Raw genomic sequence first — 16,368 nt, forward strand, 5'->3', positions numbered from 1 at the left:
CTCCAGCCCTCAGGGGGCGAAACAATGGGTCTTGATATCGACCACGGTCACATCGCCGTCCGACGAGATATGGTGGCTGCCCAGCGAGCGCTGCAGATAGTCGTGCCGGATGTCGGTGACCTTGCGCTCCGAATACCTGGTTTCGTCGAGTTCGATGATCTCGTACAGGGCCAGGCCTTCGCCGTACTGGTCGAAGCCCTGGCGCTGGGCGGCGCGGTAGATGCGGCCTTCGTCCACGATCAGGCCGGCATTGCGCCCCATGTCGGTATCGATGTAGAGCGGGTTCATGGGGTGCGGCGTCCACGCTCCGCCGAGCGGATCGGGCGCGTGGAAAAGGCACAGCTCGGAGCAGTGGTCGTTCAGGCCCGCGCGGTCGATGCTGGTGAGCAGCCACCAGCGACCGCGGTGCTCGAAGAACATCGAGTCGGCGGCCGAGATACCGTCGATGGCGACCGAATCGAGCGACCAGCGCAGCGGGAACTCGTCGCATTTGTAGATGCGGATCTGGTTGCTCTCGGAGGTCTCGGGGCACATGTAGAGACGGCCGGCGTATTCGAACAGGAACGGAAACGACAGGTGGAACGGCTCGCGCAGCGCCACGCCGAGGCACTTGACGTCGGCCTGGGTGATCTCGAGCACCGAGATATGCGCGCGATTGGTGGCGTAGACATAGTCTTCGACGAAGCAGAAGATCCTTCCGGCATGGACCCGCAGGAAGGGATCGGCCCAGAAATGCCCGTCCGGGGCGGCCACCGGCACGCCGCGCCACAAGACGGCGTTGCGCCACCCGGAACGGGTCACCGACAGCGTCCATTTGTGACGGATGCCGAGGATGCGTCGCAGGCCGCGCATGCCGAGCCGCCCGGCCAGCTTGAACGCGTAGCGCAGCGCGTGCAGGCTGCCCGGCGACGCCAGGCAGCAGCCCGAGTAAGGGACCGGATCGCGCACGGCCGGCAGCTTGCGCGTCGCGGCCACGTCGTCCAGCAGCCTGCGCAACTGGGCATGCGCCTTGCAGAACAGGTGCGCCTGGTTGAGCAGGAAGGAATACTTGGTGCGGAACGCCCCCTCGACCAGGACCTGGCCCGCCTCCCCCGGCCGTCCCAGCCGGACGATGGCGAATCCGGTCTTGCGCGTACGGTGGTAGGTTTCCCAGAAGCCGATGGGCGCGCCGCCGGCGATCCGGTCGCGCCGGTAGTCGATGCCGATGGCGCCGAGGCGCGCCGCGCCGCCCAGGCGCTCGTCGCAGGTGGCGCCATCGCAGCACACCAGCAGGTCGAGGTCGAACCCGGCCAGCTCCGGATCCGAGATCGCCGGGAGCGCAGCGTCGGACGCCGCGGCCGATGCGGGATCGGGCGCCGCCGCAGACGGCGCCACGCTGCGCACCGGCACGCCGCGCGCGGCGGCCAGCGCGGCCACGTCGACCACGTCCAGGTGCGCGCGGTGCGCTTCATAGTGGCGCAGCAGTTGACGCTCGAGGGCCATCACGCCGGCAAACAGCAGCGGTGTGCGCGGCGACGGCTGCGGCGACGACTGCGGCGCGGTCGGTCCCCGGGCCGCGGGGCGGCGCTTGCGCCCCGCCCGGCCCGGCGGCGCGCCGTCGGTGACCAGCACCAGCGCCAGCTCGAGGTCGCCGTGTTCGGCCAGCCAGTCGCACAGGGCGGCCGTATAGGCGTCGCTCGCGCGCGTCTCGAGCAACAGGCCGACGCGCAGCGGCTTCATACGCGCCCACTGCATGGCTCGCCCCTTCCCAGCGCCGTGTAGTGGTCGATCAGGTACTTGGTATTGCGCACCTTGCCCAGGCTGGAGGCGCCGAACACGATCGACTCGATGCGCGGCTGGCCGCAGACGTACTCGATCGCTTCCTCGGCCGGGATCGCGCCGGAAGCGAACACCGACATCGCCACCGCGCGGAACTTGCGCGACGCGACCGTTTCCTCGTAGGCCGGCAGGCCGCCGCACATCCGGAAGCCGATCTTGTTGACGTTGGCGCAGACGATCGGGTTGTCGATGCCCACGGCGTCGAGCGCTTCGAGCAGCCGGGGAAGGTTCATGGTGATGAAACCCGGTTCGGCCCCGTAGCGCTCGCGCACATGGTCGTGGAAGGTGCGCAGCGCGTCGTGGAAGCCGAGGCCCAGCGCCAGGTCGGTGACCACGTTCTGCAGGAAGACGACCGGGGTCGGGATCGCCGCGAACATCTTCATTTCGGCGTCGATGAGACGCCGGATCAGGGCGTCGACGTCGCGCCGCGCCACCGCGATGCCGCTCTTGACCGCCGCCGTCAGCGGCGACTCATCCGGCAGGAACTTGCGGACCGCCTCGATGATGCCCAGTTCGGACACGGCGTTGGCATACTTGTGCGCGTAAGGCATGCAGGGATAGATCTTCAGCTGGCGGTAGCGCGCCGGCTGCGCGCGGATGGCCTCGCAGATCGCCGCGACCCGCTCGTGGGTGGTGCACATCAGCACCTCGATGCCCTCTTCCAGGACGCCATCGAGCATCACCAGGATGGCCTCGTTGCTCTGGAACTGCATGCTCTGGGCCCGCGCATGCTCGTCCGACATGTGGTTGATGCCGAAGAACTGGTTGTCTCCAAATAGAATACGGTCCATCAGGGGCTCCCTTTCAATGCCTTCATGATCGTCTCGGGCGAACTCAGGATCGCGTCGCGCAGCCTTCCCCAGCGCCCCGGGACGCCGCGCGCGAGCGCCAGGTCGGCGCCGGCGCCAGCCCCGGCGCCTGCGCCGGCGCCGACCGCGCCGGCGGCGTCGCGCCGGATCATGTCGGCCACCAGGTCGGTGGCCAGGCCCGCGGCCAGGCTGCAGTGGCTCTCGACCCGGCGCTGCCGGATCGATTCGGCGAAATAATCGATCTGCGCCGAATACTCCTCGCCGCGCAGGTAGAACCACACCGGCCTGGTCAGCTCGGTGGTATAGCGGACGTTCCAGCCTGCCGCCAGGTCGGGACGGGCCGCCACCGGCGTGCGCAGGTGGATGTGCAGCTCCTGGCGGCTGGCCTCGATCTTGCCGTTGGTGCCCCACAGCACGAGCGTGGTCGACATCTTGCGGTGGCTGTCGTCGCTCCAGTTGGCGGACAGCTGCGCGGTCTTGCCGTCGGCGTAAGACAGGTTGGCATACACCTCGTCGTCGGCCGACGCCGAAAATACGCTGCTCAGGATCGAGCCCGATACGCCGGTCGGCGGGCCGACCGTGAAATTGAGCAGGTCGATGCCGTGGCAGGCGTAGTCGTACAGGCAGCCGCCGCCCTCGTTGCGGCTGCTGCGCCAGGTCGCTCCCTTCGGGCGCAGCACCACCGGGCCATAGCAGTCGACGCGCGCGTGATGCACGCGCCCGATCGCGTCGACGTCGAGCAGGCGCCGGACCTCTTCGAACGTGCCCAGGAAGCGGTTGTGGTAACCGACCTGGGTCACCGCGCCGCGCGCGGCGGCCAGCGCCACCAGGCGCGCGCCCTCCTCGACGTCCAGGCAGAACGGCTTTTCGCAGAACACGTCGAGGCCGTGCTCGAGCGCCGCGCGCACCATCCGCGCGTGCAGCCGCGAGGGCGTGGCGACCAGCACCGCATCGAGCCGCTCGCGCTCGAGCATGCGCGCGTAGTCGCTGTAGGTGGCCACCCCGGTGTAGCGGCCGATGATGTCCAGCAGCCAGGTGGCGGGATCGCAGACGGCGACCAGCTCCAGGTCGGGATGGGCGTTGACGATGGCCTGGTGCGACAGGCCCATCTTGCCCAGGCCGGCGATGGCGATGCGGATGGGGGGCGTGTCAGGCGTGTGCATGGGTCACCTCGTGCTTGATCATGTCGTAGGCGGCGCGCCCCTTGGCGAGCAGGCCGGCGTTGGGACCGGCCCGCTCGCGCGAGGCCAGGTAATCCAGGGCGTCCTGCGCGGTGAGCGCAGGCAGGTGGGCGCAGGCGCCTTCGGCGATCAGGTAGCGGTCGACGTCGAGCAGCGCGTCCTGGTAGACCGAGATGGTGGGCACGCCCAGCACGGCCATCTCGCGCGTCATGGTGCCGCCCGCGCCGATGAACAGGTCGCAGTCGCCGGCGATGGCGTCGATGTCGATCACGCCGGACAGGGTGCGGCAAGCCTTGAACGCCGCGCCGGCATAGTGCTGGTACTGCTCGCGGGAGCGCGGCAGCACCGTGACGCTGGCCCGGTGCTGCAGCGCGCCGATGACATCGTCCAGGAAATTGCGCGGTCCCCGGTAGTACTGGGCCGTCCAGGACTCGGGACGGACGAAGATGCGCGGCGGCGCCTGCGGATGGGGCGATCTCGGCGGCGGCGCGCGGCGCTGCGCATACTCCCACAGGTAGATCCCCTCCTTCACGCCGGGATAGCGCTCGACCTTGGCCAGGCGCGCGCCCTGGCGCCTGAGGTTCCGGGCGCTCAGAAATTCTGGCACCATGATCCGGTCGGCGCAGGCAAAGGCCGGCACGTTGCCCGCCGCATGCTCGTTGTCGTTCAGGTAGACCGAGCGGATGCCCAGCAGCCGGGCCACGACGGGCGAGTGGAAAGAGCTCTGCGATACCGCTACCTCGACCCCGCGCCGGCGCAGGAAGCGCACCAGCTGCGCGACCCGGATCGGGAAGCCGCAGGCCTTGCCGATCAGGGAGCGGCCATAGTGCACGCCCACGGTCGTATGCGGGATGCGGTGCATGCGCAGCAAGTCTTCGGTATTGGCCAGCGGCCGGCTGGTGACGATGACCTCGTGGGACCGCTGCAGGTCGCGGATCATCGTGCGGAACATATTGATGTGCGGCGAATTGGATAGATCGAACCAAATCTTCATGGATTCTCCCTGGTCGGACGCGGCCCGGTCAGCCGATTTTCTCGTCGAAGCGCTCGCGCCTTCCCGGCCGGCGCGCCTCGTGTGCCGCGAGTTTCTCGTACAGGTCTTCCAGCGTGGCGATCATCCGGGTGCTGGAGAATTCGGTCCGGACCCGCTCGCGGCCGGCGGCGCCCAGGCGCATGCGGGCATCCGGATCGGCCAGCAGGCCGAGCACCGCGGCGGCGAGCGCCCCGGGATCGCCGGGGGCGACCAGCACGCCTTCCACCCCATCGCGCACCGCCTCCGGGATGCCGCCGACCGCCGTGGCGACGACCGGGGCGCCATGCGCCATCGCCTCCAGCAAGCTCATCGGCAAGCCCTCGGCGTGCGACGGCAGCACGAAGACGGTTGCCGTGTCGAGCAGGGCCGCGCGTTCGCGTGCGTCGACCCAGCCCGGCAGGTCGACGCTGGCCTGCAGTCCAAGGGTCGCGACGAGCGCGCGCGTCTCGTCGCGCTGCCCGTCGCCGCACAGCAGCAGCCGCGCCTGCGGCACGGACGCGACGATCGTGCGCATCGCGCGCAGCAGGTCGTGGCAGCCCTTGCCCGCCTCGAGATGGCCAAGAAAGACCAGCGTCGCCGGCGCGCGCGCGGGCGCCTGCGCCTCGTCGCGCTGCGGCAGCAGCACCGGGTTGTGCAGGACGACGACACGGCGCTGGGAGGAAACGGCGCGCACCCAGGCCTGCAGTTCGCTCGAGACGACGACGACGGCCCGCGCCCGGTCGAAGGCGAAGCGCATCAGCAGGCGGGCCAGCGGGCCGCACCCGGTGCGGTAGTACTCGGGATAGCGTCCCGCGTGCAGGTGCAGCGCGACCGGCACGCGGAACAGGTAACCCAGCAGGAAGAACACGTACTTGCGCCAGAAGCTGGCGTTGATGGCCACGTGGATGTGCAGCAGCGCGACCTCGCCCCTGGCCAGGTGGCGGAGCAGGGCCATCAGGGCCTGCGCGAACAGGTGGACCTTGGCCCGCCCCGGCCCGGTGCGATGTGTCGGAAGGTAGACGATGTCGCGCCGCGCGAGCAGCCCCGCGGCCCGGTACACCGCGATGACCGATGCGATGCCGCCGCAGCCGTCGACATGGGTTCCGAGCATCACGATTTTCTTTTCATGGTTCATGGCTGTCGCTCCAGGCGTGTGTGCGCCCTTGTTTTAAAGGAAATGGGAAGCCAGCAGGATCGCGCCGAGCAGGGTCAGGAGCACCGTCTTGGCGCGCCGCGTCTCGCGCTCCATGGCCGCATCGCGCTCGCTCGCCGCGCGCGGCGCGGCTTGCGCGGGAGCCGGAGCCTCGGTCTCTTCCCACAGCAATGGCAGCTGTTCGGGTGGGCCGGTGCGCTCGCGTTCGGACCGGGGCCGGCCGACATCTAGGATTTCCACGATCGCCTCCAGGACGAAATGCGCTGTTTGGCCTGGCGCCCCCGCGCGCGCGCCAGGGTGCGGGCATAGGTCGGCAGGCTCGCCATGACCGCGGCCAGCGAGCGGTACACGACGATGCGGTCGAAGTCGCGCTGCTGCCCGAGCAGCCTGCGCTTGTAGTCATAGCGGCCGGAGAGCAGGTGGTACTCGCGCATGCCGCGCCGGATCGACTCGCAGATGCTCATGAAGCAGCACAGCAGGCCGAGCCGGGCCTGGTCGAAGCCGGGATCGTGCGCGATCACGTGCATGTAGGCATGCCGGCCCACATGGGTACACGCCACCCCGGCGCGGATGCGCCCGCCGCTTCGGGCGAACAGGACGCATCCATACGCGCCGAGCATGCTCTCCAGCATGGCCAGCGAGTCCGCCGTGTGGCTCGGGGACTGTCCCTTGTGCGACAGGCGCAGGCAGTTGAGTCCGACCAGGGCGGCCAGATCGGAGCGCTCGATGGTGTCGGGGCCATGGAAGGTAAACGCCAGGTCCGGCGCCTGCTGCGCGACCATCCGCTGGGCGCGCCGGATCGCCGCGCGGGTATTCGGCCCGAGGCTGGCAAGATAGGCGTCGGGCGTGCCCTGCAGCGAGATCACCAGGTCTTCGGTGGCGCCATAGCGCTGGCACGGAAACGGCATGGGCGAGGGTTGCGCCTGCACCGCCGGGAAATGAATCAGGCGGACGCCCTCGTGCCGCGCGAGCAGGCAGCGCACCATCTGTTCGACCTGTCCGCCCTCGATGGCGAACAGCTCGTTCAAGACCGTGATCGCGCCCCCTTCGCGGCGGTACAGCACGGCCGTGACCGGAGCGCCGTCGCGCAGCGCGACATAGCACGCCACCTCGGCGTCGGCCGGGAACGCCGCGCAGCGCGCCTCCGTGCAGAACACGTTCTCGTGGCACTTCTCGAGCAGTGCGCGCAGGGACGGCGGAAAGGGCCGTCCGACGATCAGCGTTTCTTGCCGCGCCGCGCCACTTGTCAGGTCGAGTCGATCGTCGAGTCGATCATTCATTGTTCCACCATGTGGTTTCGAAACGAAGCCGGGCCACAGCGCGCCCGTCCTCATGCCCTGCGGGCCGTCAGGCATCCGTGTCGCCCCCGTCGCGTTGGAAGCCCGGCTTGCCGATTCGTCGCGCCGACATGAAGCGCAGGTGCCGCAGGCCCTTTCTGGCGTGGCGCAGCGCGGCGAGCGAGTGGCCGAGGAGCCGGCTGCCCGCGCCGTCGCGCGCCTGCACCTCGCCCACGCGAAGCCGGAGCTGGTGCAGCCGGGAGCGCGCTGCGTTGCGCAACAAGGTGCGACAACAGACGAGCGCCGCAGCCCGGGAGCGGTAGATCGTCACGCTGCGCAGCGTCTTGCGGCGCGCCAGGAAATGGGACTTCCAGCCGTCATGGCCCCCCATCATCCATAGTTCGCGGCCGCCGGTGGCGATGGCGTGGAAGATCGTATGCAGGTTGACCTGGCGGCCCAGCCGGTAGGCGTCGAAACGTGGGTCGTGGCCGACCAGGTGCAGGAAGTGGCGCGTCCCGACCCTGAAATAGAGGGTGGCAGCCACGATTCTTTCTTCGATCAGCATGATGCCCAGGTAGCCGTAGCTGCGCGCCAGCCTGAGCATGCGGTCGATCTCGGTATTCACGACATACGGTTCGGCATGGCGCGCATCCATCCGCTGGTCGGTCAGGTGGACCAGTTCGCGCACATGGCGCGGGGTGATCTGCTGCGTGGAAAGCACCTCGAAACGGCAGGATGGAAACTGCGCTGCGCACTTGCGCATGCTGCGCCGCATCAGCTCCCTCGTGCTCTTGCCCAACTGCTGCATATAGGCGTCCGCGCTGGGCGGAAGATCGACCACGTTTTCTTGTAGCTGGGGCAGGACCTGGACGGGGAAGGCGAAGGTGGACGCATCGATCAACGTGTCGAGCGCGTAGGCCTCGATGCGCCGCGCCGCCGGATAGCGGGAAAACACGTTGACGGCGAAGTAAGCGAGGTCGCCCTCGCTCAAGGCGACCTGCTGGTTGACGATGCGGACCGTGTCGCGATCGATCCGGAACAGAATCAGCAGGGCGATGTCATGCTCGTCGGCGGCGACGAAGGTGTGGATGGCGTCAAGCCGCTCGTAGATGCCGATCCGGGTCAGGGTGCAATAGATATTTGCGTAGAGGCGCTCGAGGGCCGCGTCCGCGAAGTCTGGAATGGCGTTCTCGTAGAAGCGACTGGAAACAATGTGTTTGTCTGCATGGGATGCAAAGGGCGGATTACCTTCTTGCCAGAAACTAGCTGGAATCGCATGAGCGGTGGTGTTTTTATTGCCCATGTTATGACCACGCCTCCGCATGAATTGAATTGACATTCAAATTCTATTTTTTTGCGATCAGTCTGGCGTGATCAATATCAAACCATGCATGAGCAATAAATATTTATCACTGTCGAGCATGGTTTTACCTTGCCTCATTAAATTCATTTCGACAAGATCGGCGAATCGCCCCGCCCCGCCGATTCAAATAACAAGGCGAAGTGGTATTTTTCACGGGATATCTTGATAAAAGCTATAAGCCATGCGCAGATTTCTTTTAATATTTTTTATATTAATTCGGCATTAGCATATTCGACGCCAGATATTATAATTGGCAAAGTTATCAGTATCATGATGCGGCCGAAGCGCCGTTTGGCGCCGCGCTCACGCGACGCCTGCACCGCCCATAAAAAAAGCCGCCGCATTCTCATGCGGCGGCTCGTGCTCTTGCGAAGCGCTTATGGCGCGATGGCAGGCGCCAGAGGCTGGCGCGGGGTGCCGCCGCCACCGATGCTGGTCGGGCTGTTGTTGTCGACCACGCTCAGTGCGCGCATGAGGCGCTGGATGTCACGCACCCAGGCGGTATTGCCCTGGACCTTCTGGTTCATGTCGAAGCCCCAGTCGCGCCGGAACTCGGCGCGTTTCGAGCCGTCCGGACCGTCTTCGGCGCTGATGTCGAAACCAGGCGCATAGGTGTCGTCGACGATGTAGGCGCCATAGTTCTGCAACGTCCAGGCCAGCTGCTTGGCCGGCGTGGTTTCCAGGCCCAGCGAGGTGATCGAGGTGCTGCCCGGGATCGCCAGCAAGGCGCCCATCTTCATGGCGGTGTTGCTGTTGCCGGTTGCGCTGCCGTACCAGCCGACCGCATAGCTGTCGGAGGTCGTTGCCGGCCAACGCGAGCAGGCGCTGCGCGTCGTGCACCTGAACAGCGCTTCCTTGGCGTACACATTGACCTTCAGCGCATGGCGCGGACCGGTCGTGGTGCCCGGACGCAGCTCACCGAGGCGGATGCTGCCGCCGATCGCGGACAGGCCCGAGCCGCCGTGCGCGCCGGTAATGCCTGAACCATACAGGTCGACATTGGAGAACTTGGCGAAGGACGTGGCCGGGCCTCCGGCGGTGCAGCGCGCCACCGGCTGGGTTTGCACCAGTGTGCGGCCATCCCTCATCAGGAACACGGCCGAGCTGTTCTTGTTGGTATTAGGAATGATGTAATTGCTGGGCATCGGCACCTGGTACATCAGGCCGCCCGTGGCGCTGCAACGATTCCTGCCAGTCCAGGCGGCGCTGCTGTAGTTGATATTGACCAGCGGCGCGGTTGGCTTGAGGATGATTTTCTCGTCGTCGATACCGGGCATTTGTGCCCAAATATTATTGCCCGGACGCGAATTCAGGTTGGCGCGCACGAACCGTGCATTGCTGCCGATCGGCATATTCCAGATGCTGTTGCTGGCAAACGGTTGCTTGAGGGGATCGCGCGCACCCGCGGCGGCGACCACGGTTGCCAGCGACTTGTTTCCGCTGGGGGCATCGGTCGTGGCCGCGGGGGCGACGTCGGTGGATTGGCCATCCGGCGTGGCGTCGGTGGCGGGCGCATCGGCTGCGGTAGTGGCAGCGCTGTCGGGCGCGTAATCGGCGGGACGAACTGGCGTTTCTACTTCTGCCAGAGAAACACTGGCCGGGTCGAGCGAGGCAGGATCCCCGCCACCACCACATGCGGCGAGTACGGCAAACGCAGGGGCAAGCACCATGAGTTTGGCTTTCGGTTGGAGTCGAGTGGAATTGTTCACAGAATCTTTCCTTACACAAATGATGAATGAGGTCGTTTGAGGATTCCAAAGACCAAGGAGTTCCATCACATAAGGAAAATATTTTCTGTTGGCTATTTCATCAACTCAAATAAACAAAGATTTTTCCCCTCTAGAAATTGAACCGGGGGTAAAAAATGCGGAACCGGCATTCATCGATGCACTCGGGGAAACAGAGTTTCTATTCGACATGCTGCCACTAATACAGCATACAGAGACTTATTCACAGCCGTATCCGTCGATAAGCGATAGCGAGATATCGAACAACTAGTTGAACGATGCCTCGTCGATCGTGGATGACATGCAGCGATGCACGCCATTACGCGGCTGAATGGGATGAGCTGATTGAATTTCGCTGATTGCGACACGTGTTCGATAACACGCGTCGTACCGTCGCGCTGCCACGATTGCGCAGGCATGGCGCGGCTGGTCGGGCGCTGGAATGCCGAGGCCGGCATAGCCTCGGCGCGCGACCGCGAACCTGTCGGCGATCGCGCGACGGCCGAAGACGATGGTGGGCGGTCTCGTCTTACGCGGTCGGGAGCCCGGCGCGCAGGGATTCCGGCAAGGGCGCCGACTTGCCGAGCTTGAAGTCGACCCACACCACCTTGGCCACGCCGTCGGCATGCAGGTCGCCCGGTTCGCCGTCCGCCCCGATCAGGCGGATTTCGTGCGACACCTCGACGCTCGAGCGTCCCGGCGGCGCCACGAAGGTGCGCACCTCGATATCGCCGGGATAGGTCAATTGCTTGAGAAAATTCATCGAGGCATTGACGATCACCGGTCCTTCGTCGCGCGAATCCGGCAGGCCGCCCACCTGTTCCAGCCAGGCGATGCGGGCCGACTCGATATAGCGGAAATAATTCGTGTTATTGACATGCCCCATGGCGTCCATATCGCCCCAGCGAATCGGCATGCGCATGGTGTGAACCAACTTCTTGCTACTCATTCCCTGTCTCTGCTTCCCAAAAAATTATTGCGCCGTCATCCCGTCATCGGCCGTGATGATGGCGCCATTGATGAAATGGGCTTCTTCCGCCGCCAGCAGCAGCAGCAGCCCGTCGAGGTCTTCCGGCTTTCCCGGCCGCTTGCGCGGCAACATCTCGATCAGCTTGCGGCCCGGCTCGGTGTCGAAATAATCCTCGTTCGAATCGGTGGCGATGTAGCCGGGACAGATCGCGTTCACGTTGATCCCGTATTTGCCCCACTCCACCGCCATCGCCTTGGTCATCTGCACCACGCCGGCCTTGCTCATGCAATACACGCCGATGCGCGGCAACACCCGCAGGCCCGCGACCGAGGCGATGTTGACGATGCGGTGCTGCTTGCGCGGGTCGCCCTTGGCGCGCGCGATCATGCGCTTGGCCGTCTGCTGGGCCATGAAGAAGGCCCCGCGCAGATTGGTGTCCATGATATAGCCATAGTCGTCTTCGCCGACATCGAGCAGACGCTGGGTCGACGAGACGCCGGAGTTGTTGACCAGGATATCGATCGGGCCGGCCTCGGTCTCGGCGTGCGCGATCGCCGCCTTGATGCTGCCCAGGTCGGTCACGTCGAGGCGCACCACGTGCGCCGCCCCGCCGTCGGCCTCGATCTCGGCGCGCAATTCCTTCAGGCGCTCGACCCGGCGCGAGGCCAGGACGACCTGGGCCCCGGCCCCGGCCAGCGCCTTCGCGAAGCGCGCGCCGAGTCCGCTCGACGCGCCGGTGACCAATGCAATCTTTCCTTCGAAATTGACTTCAATTCCCACGTCCCGCTCCCCAATGCTGTCGTGCCGGCCAAGAACCCTTCTGTCAGGTTCTGATTGCGAAAGCATAATGATCCCACAAATGTCCAGTATTAGATTGCCTCATCTAATATTGCCTTTACAATGGCGCCCAAGTTGCATTCGACAACAAAAACCCGCACACTCGTGCTATTTTCAAGATTGCCTCACTGAGAGCACACCAACAACCATGACAGAGACAACCAACCTCCTCGAACAATACGGACCGCGCGAAGCCATGGAATACGACGTCGTGATCGTCGGCGGCGGCCCCGCCGGCCTGGCGGCGGCGATCCGGCTCAAGCAGCTGGCTGCAGAAAAAGGCCAGGAAGTATCGGTCTGCGTCTTGGAAAAAGGCGGCGAGCTGGGCGCCCACATCCTGTCGGGCGCGGTGATGGATCCGCGTGCGCTGAACGAACTGATTCCTGACTGGAAGGAAAAAGGCGCGCCGCTGAATACGCCGGTCACGGAAGACCGTGTCATGTTCCTGACCGAAACCAAGTCGTTCTCGACGCCCGTGTTCGCCATTCCGCCGGCGCTGAAAAACCACGGCAACTACATCGTCTCGCTCGCCAACGTCGTGCGCTGGCTGGGCCAGCAGGCCGAGAGCCTGGGCGTGGAAATCTTCCCCGGCTTCCCGGCGGCCGAGATCCTGTACCACGAGGACGGCTCGGTCAAGGGCGTGGCCACCGGCAATATGGGCGTCAACCGCGAGGGCGAGCCGGGCGGAGACTTCCAGCTCGGCATGGAACTGCACGCCAAGTACACCTTCTTCGCCGAAGGTTCGCGCGGCCACCTCGGCCGCCAGCTGATGGCGAAGTATGACCTGAACAAGGGCAAGGATCCGCAGACCTACGGCATCGGCATTAAGGAGCTGTGGGAAATCGACCCGGCCAAACACCAGCCGGGCCTGGTGATCCACACGGCCGGCTGGCCGCTGCCGAACGACACCTATGGTGGCTCTTTCCTGTACCACCTGGAAAACAACCTGGTCGCGGTCGGCTATGTGGTCGGCCTGGGTTACCAGAACCCCTACCTGTCGCCGTACGAGGAATTCCAGCGCTATAAAACCCACCCGGACATCCGCGGCTTCTTCGAAGGCGGCAAGCGCATCTCGTATGGCGCGCGCGCCATCACCGCTGGGGGTCTGCAATCCTTGCCGAAGACCGTGTTCCCGGGCGGTGCTCTCATCGGCTGCGATGCCGGTTTCCTGAACACCAGCCGCATCAAGGGCAGCCACGCCGCGCTCAAGACCGGCATGCTGGCCGCCGAAGCCGCCTTCGCGGCGCTGGGCGAAGGCCGCTCGAGCGACGAGCTGAGCGCCTTCCCGGCCGCCTTCGAGCAATCGTGGCTGCACGAAGAGCTGCACATTGCGCGCAACTTCAAGCCGTGGATGAGCAAGGGCCTGGTGCTGGGCACGATCATGACCGGCATCGACCAGATCGTGTTCCGCGGCAAGGCGCCCTGGACCCTGCACCACCGGCACGCCGACCATGAATGCCTGAAGCCGGCTTCGCACTACAAGCCGATCGCCTATCCGAAGCCGGATGGCAAGCTGACCTTCGACAAGCTGTCGTCGGTGTTCATCTCGAACACCAACCACCGCGAGGACGAGCCGATCCACCTGACGCTCAAGAATCCGAGCGTGCCGGTCGACGTCAACCTGGCCAGGTATGCCGGCCCGGAACAGCGTTACTGTCCGGCCGGGGTGTACGAGTTCGTCAAGCGCGAGGATGGCGGCGACCGGCTGCAGATCAATGCCCAGAACTGCGTGCACTGCAAGACCTGCGACATCAAGGATCCCACCCAGAACATCGTCTGGGTCACGCCCGAAGGTGGCGGCGGCCCCAACTATCCAAACATGTAAGGAGCGCCCATGGCGACCATCACGCTGCACCACCGATTGCATGCCGTGAAGGTCGCCTGCCTGCTGGCCGCGGCTTGCACTTGCGCGTCCAGCCTGGCCCAGGACGGCGCTGCGCCGGACTCCGCCGCGCAAGGTCCGTTACACACCGCCGTCCTGCTCAGCCACGAGATGGCGGTCGAGCCGAACATCACCTACCTGCGCGCGAGCGGTCAGGAACTCAAGCTCGATGTCTATCGTCCCTGGCGCGACAGCACTGCCCACCTGCCGGTGGTGCTGAACTTCCATGGCGGCGGCTGGGTGGCGGGCAACCGCGAGAGCCGCGCGCTGGCCGCCCTGCCCTATCTGCAGATGGGCTTTGCCGTCGTCAACGTCCAGTACCGCCTGGCCAATGTGGCGCTGGCCCCGGCCGCCGTCGAAGACACGCTGTGCGCGCTGCAATGGGTAGGCCGCAATGCCGAGCGTTACCGCTTCGACCTGGAGCGGGTGATCACCACCGGCGACTCGGCCGGCGGCCACCTGGCGCTGGCGACGGCCATGATCCCCGCCGACTCGCCCTTCGCCAATCAGTGCGCCTTCACCGAAGGGAGCTGGAGCGGGCCATACAAGAACGCCGCGCCGAAGGTCAAGGCCGTCGTCAACTGGTACGGCATCACCGACGTGGCCGACATGCTGCAAGGCCCCAACATCCGCTCGTATGCGGTGGGCTGGTTCGGCAGCCTGCCTGGGCGCGCCGCGCTGGCCAGGGAATTGTCGCCGCTGAGCCATGTGCGCCGCGGCGGACCGGCCGTGTTCACGATCCACGGCGACGCCGACAAGCTGGTGCCGTATGCCCACGGCGTGCGCCTGAAAAGCGCGCTCGACAAGGCGGGTGTGAGCAATGTGCTGCATACGGTCGAGGGCGGCGGCCATGGCGGTTTCAGCCTCGAGCAGCAGGTCGCCATCTTCGGCGAGATCCAATCCTTCCTGCGCCGGCAAGGGATCATCCGAGCGGCGCAGTGACTTCCATATTCACTGCTGACTTTGTCTGACAAGTCCTACGAAGCCTCCACCAATCCGCTGATTGGCGAAGACCGCCATCGGCGTAGCATGGGCCTTCCAGACACCAGTGCCAGGAGTCAAACATGGGTGAAAACAAAGGACATAGCGATAAAGCGCCGAGCTACCCCGAGCTGGACGACATGGGATCGGCGGCAAGCCGCGCCGGCCAGAGCGCCGGCAATCGACAGAGCGCCGGGAACCAGCAGGACGCCGGCTTGCAGCAAGACAGCAGTATCCAGCAACAAGGCAGTCAGCAGCAAGCCGGCGGCAACCAGCAAAGCGCCGGTGGACAACGGCAGAGCCAGCAGAAAGGCGGCCAGCATGCCTCGGGCGGAACCCCGGCGCTGGACGACCTGAACGCCGACCTCGACAGTCGTCACCGTGGGTCGCTGGGCAACGCGTCCCGGCAAATGGACCAGACGAGCGGCTGGAACGGCAAGCAGGACAAGAACCGTTGACGTGGACTCAAGCACGTATGGCGCGGCCCGCAACGCGGGCCGCGCCTGTTATCGTGTGCGTCGTTCGCCGCTAGCGCGTGGCGCTGCTGGCGTCGATGCCGAACCACTTGAGGGACAACCGGCGCAGCGTGCCGTCGGCGCGCGCTTCGATGAGTATCTTGTCGACCGCCGCCTTGAATTGCGGATTGCCCTTGCGAATGGCGACGCCGATGCGCGCATCCTTGCCGACCCGTGGCCCGGCCTTGATCGGCAGCGCCGAATTCTTCAACAGGTAGCTCACCATCAGGCTGTCGTCGAGCGAGGCGTCGATGCGGCCGAAGGCGAGGTCTTGCAGGTTCTCGGGCACGGCCGGATAACTCCTGACCTCGATTCCCTTGACCTCCTTCGCCTGCTGCTCGAACACGCTGCCCTGGCGCACGCCCAGCTTGCGGCCCTTGAGGTCGCCCAGGCTGCGGTAGGTGGCGCGCTCGTTCTTGCGCACGATGAGCTGGAAGCTCGAATAGGTGTAGGGCACCGAAAAGTCGAAGGCCTGCTCGCGCTCGGGGGTGATGATCACCTGGCTGATGGCGGCGTCGACCTTGCCAGACGCCACGGCCGGCAGGATGGCGCTCCATTCGGTGAACACGAACTGTGGCCTGAGTTTCAGCCCGGTGGCGACCAGGCGCGCGACCTCGACGTCGTAGCCGGTCAGGTGGCCGCTTTTCGGATCCTTGAAATTAAAGGGCGGATACGTGCCCTCGACGGCGATGCGCAAGACGCCGCGGGCCCTGGCCTGGCTCATCAGGTCGGCGCCATGCGCAGCCGGCAGCAGGATGGCGGCCAATGCCGCCGCTACTACGCCAATCACGCACCGGCGCCGCCGCTCCTTTGATACTACCTCGTACATCGACATTTACCCTG

Annotated in this window: 15 protein-coding genes; 3 read left to right on the top strand and 12 right to left on the bottom strand. The window is 65.7% G+C overall.

What is annotated here, in order from left to right:
• Nucleotides 1-9: 9 nt before the first annotated feature.
• From ABIB42_RS02265 to ABIB42_RS02315, 11 genes are all read right to left on the bottom strand, one after another.
• Complete coding sequence (locus ABIB42_RS02265; protein WP_429247827.1) at nt 10-1,734, bottom strand: glucosamine inositolphosphorylceramide transferase family protein; 1,725 nt, start codon at nt 1,732-1,734, stop codon at nt 10-12.
• A complete protein-coding gene (locus ABIB42_RS02270; protein WP_312485272.1) occupies nt 1,716-2,609 on the bottom strand; it encodes a hypothetical protein in 894 nt (297 codons plus the stop codon). Before ABIB42_RS02270 ends, ABIB42_RS02265 begins: the two co-directional genes overlap by 19 nt.
• A complete protein-coding gene (locus tag ABIB42_RS02275; protein WP_071362409.1) occupies nt 2,609-3,790 on the bottom strand; it encodes a Gfo/Idh/MocA family protein in 1,182 nt (393 codons plus the stop codon). Before ABIB42_RS02275 ends, ABIB42_RS02270 begins: the two co-directional genes overlap by 1 nt.
• Nucleotides 3,777-4,802: a DUF354 domain-containing protein gene (locus tag ABIB42_RS02280; protein ID WP_429247828.1), complete on the bottom strand. Its 1,026-nt coding sequence runs from the start codon at nt 4,800-4,802 to the stop codon at nt 3,777-3,779. Before ABIB42_RS02280 ends, ABIB42_RS02275 begins: the two co-directional genes overlap by 14 nt.
• 28 nt (nt 4,803-4,830) lie before the next feature.
• Nucleotides 4,831-5,955 (bottom strand): glycosyltransferase family 4 protein, encoded by a 1,125-nt coding sequence (locus tag ABIB42_RS02285; protein ID WP_429247829.1) that lies wholly within the window; start codon nt 5,953-5,955, stop codon nt 4,831-4,833.
• A 33-nt stretch (nt 5,956-5,988) separates the two neighbouring features.
• Nucleotides 5,989-6,213 carry a hypothetical protein gene (locus ABIB42_RS02290; protein WP_005667353.1) on the bottom strand — a complete coding sequence of 75 codons (225 nt, stop codon included), beginning with the start codon at nt 6,211-6,213 and terminating at the stop codon, nt 5,989-5,991.
• On the bottom strand, nt 6,201-7,253 hold the full coding sequence (locus tag ABIB42_RS02295) for a GNAT family N-acetyltransferase (protein WP_429247830.1): 1,053 nt from the start codon (nt 7,251-7,253) through the stop codon (nt 6,201-6,203). Before ABIB42_RS02295 ends, ABIB42_RS02290 begins: the two co-directional genes overlap by 13 nt.
• A 67-nt stretch (nt 7,254-7,320) precedes the next feature.
• The gene (locus tag ABIB42_RS02300) at nt 7,321-8,553 is read right to left on the bottom strand and encodes a GNAT family N-acetyltransferase (protein ID WP_429247831.1); all 1,233 of its coding nucleotides are present in this window, start codon (nt 8,551-8,553) and stop codon (nt 7,321-7,323) included.
• 437 nt (nt 8,554-8,990) lie between these two features.
• Entirely contained in the window at nt 8,991-10,283 is a 1,293-nt protein-coding gene (locus tag ABIB42_RS02305; RefSeq protein ID WP_005667349.1) for a hypothetical protein, read from the bottom strand.
• A 586-nt stretch (nt 10,284-10,869) separates the two neighbouring features.
• Nucleotides 10,870-11,289, bottom strand: coding sequence for an acyl-CoA thioesterase (locus tag ABIB42_RS02310; protein WP_005667348.1), 420 nt, complete (start codon nt 11,287-11,289; stop codon nt 10,870-10,872).
• 24 nt (nt 11,290-11,313) lie between these two features.
• Nucleotides 11,314-12,090 (bottom strand): SDR family oxidoreductase, encoded by a 777-nt coding sequence (locus ABIB42_RS02315; protein WP_005667346.1) that lies wholly within the window; start codon nt 12,088-12,090, stop codon nt 11,314-11,316.
• Between the two features lie 205 nt (nt 12,091-12,295).
• On the opposite strand from ABIB42_RS02315, the gene ABIB42_RS02320 reads away from it, so the two are divergent.
• The 3 genes from ABIB42_RS02320 to ABIB42_RS02330 all read left to right on the top strand — a co-directional run bounded on the left by ABIB42_RS02320 (nt 12,296) and on the right by ABIB42_RS02330 (nt 15,468).
• Nucleotides 12,296-13,972: an electron transfer flavoprotein-ubiquinone oxidoreductase gene (locus ABIB42_RS02320; protein WP_005667345.1), complete on the top strand. Its 1,677-nt coding sequence runs from the start codon at nt 12,296-12,298 to the stop codon at nt 13,970-13,972.
• A 9-nt stretch (nt 13,973-13,981) separates the two neighbouring features.
• Nucleotides 13,982-14,971 carry an alpha/beta hydrolase fold domain-containing protein gene (locus ABIB42_RS02325; protein ID WP_429247832.1) on the top strand — a complete coding sequence of 330 codons (990 nt, stop codon included), beginning with the start codon at nt 13,982-13,984 and terminating at the stop codon, nt 14,969-14,971.
• 122 nt (nt 14,972-15,093) lie between these two features.
• Nucleotides 15,094-15,468: a hypothetical protein gene (locus tag ABIB42_RS02330; protein ID WP_429247833.1), complete on the top strand. Its 375-nt coding sequence runs from the start codon at nt 15,094-15,096 to the stop codon at nt 15,466-15,468.
• Nucleotides 15,469-15,538: 70 nt separating this feature from the next.
• On the opposite strand, the gene ABIB42_RS02335 is transcribed toward ABIB42_RS02330, so the two are convergent.
• Nucleotides 15,539-16,354 (bottom strand): transporter substrate-binding domain-containing protein, encoded by an 816-nt coding sequence (locus ABIB42_RS02335; RefSeq protein WP_429247873.1) that lies wholly within the window; start codon nt 16,352-16,354, stop codon nt 15,539-15,541.
• Between the last annotated feature and the right edge of the window lie 14 nt (nt 16,355-16,368).

The organism is Massilia sp. UYP32 (assembly GCF_050434365.1).
GTDB classification, from domain to species: domain Bacteria; phylum Pseudomonadota; class Gammaproteobacteria; order Burkholderiales; family Burkholderiaceae_D; genus Telluria; species Telluria timonae.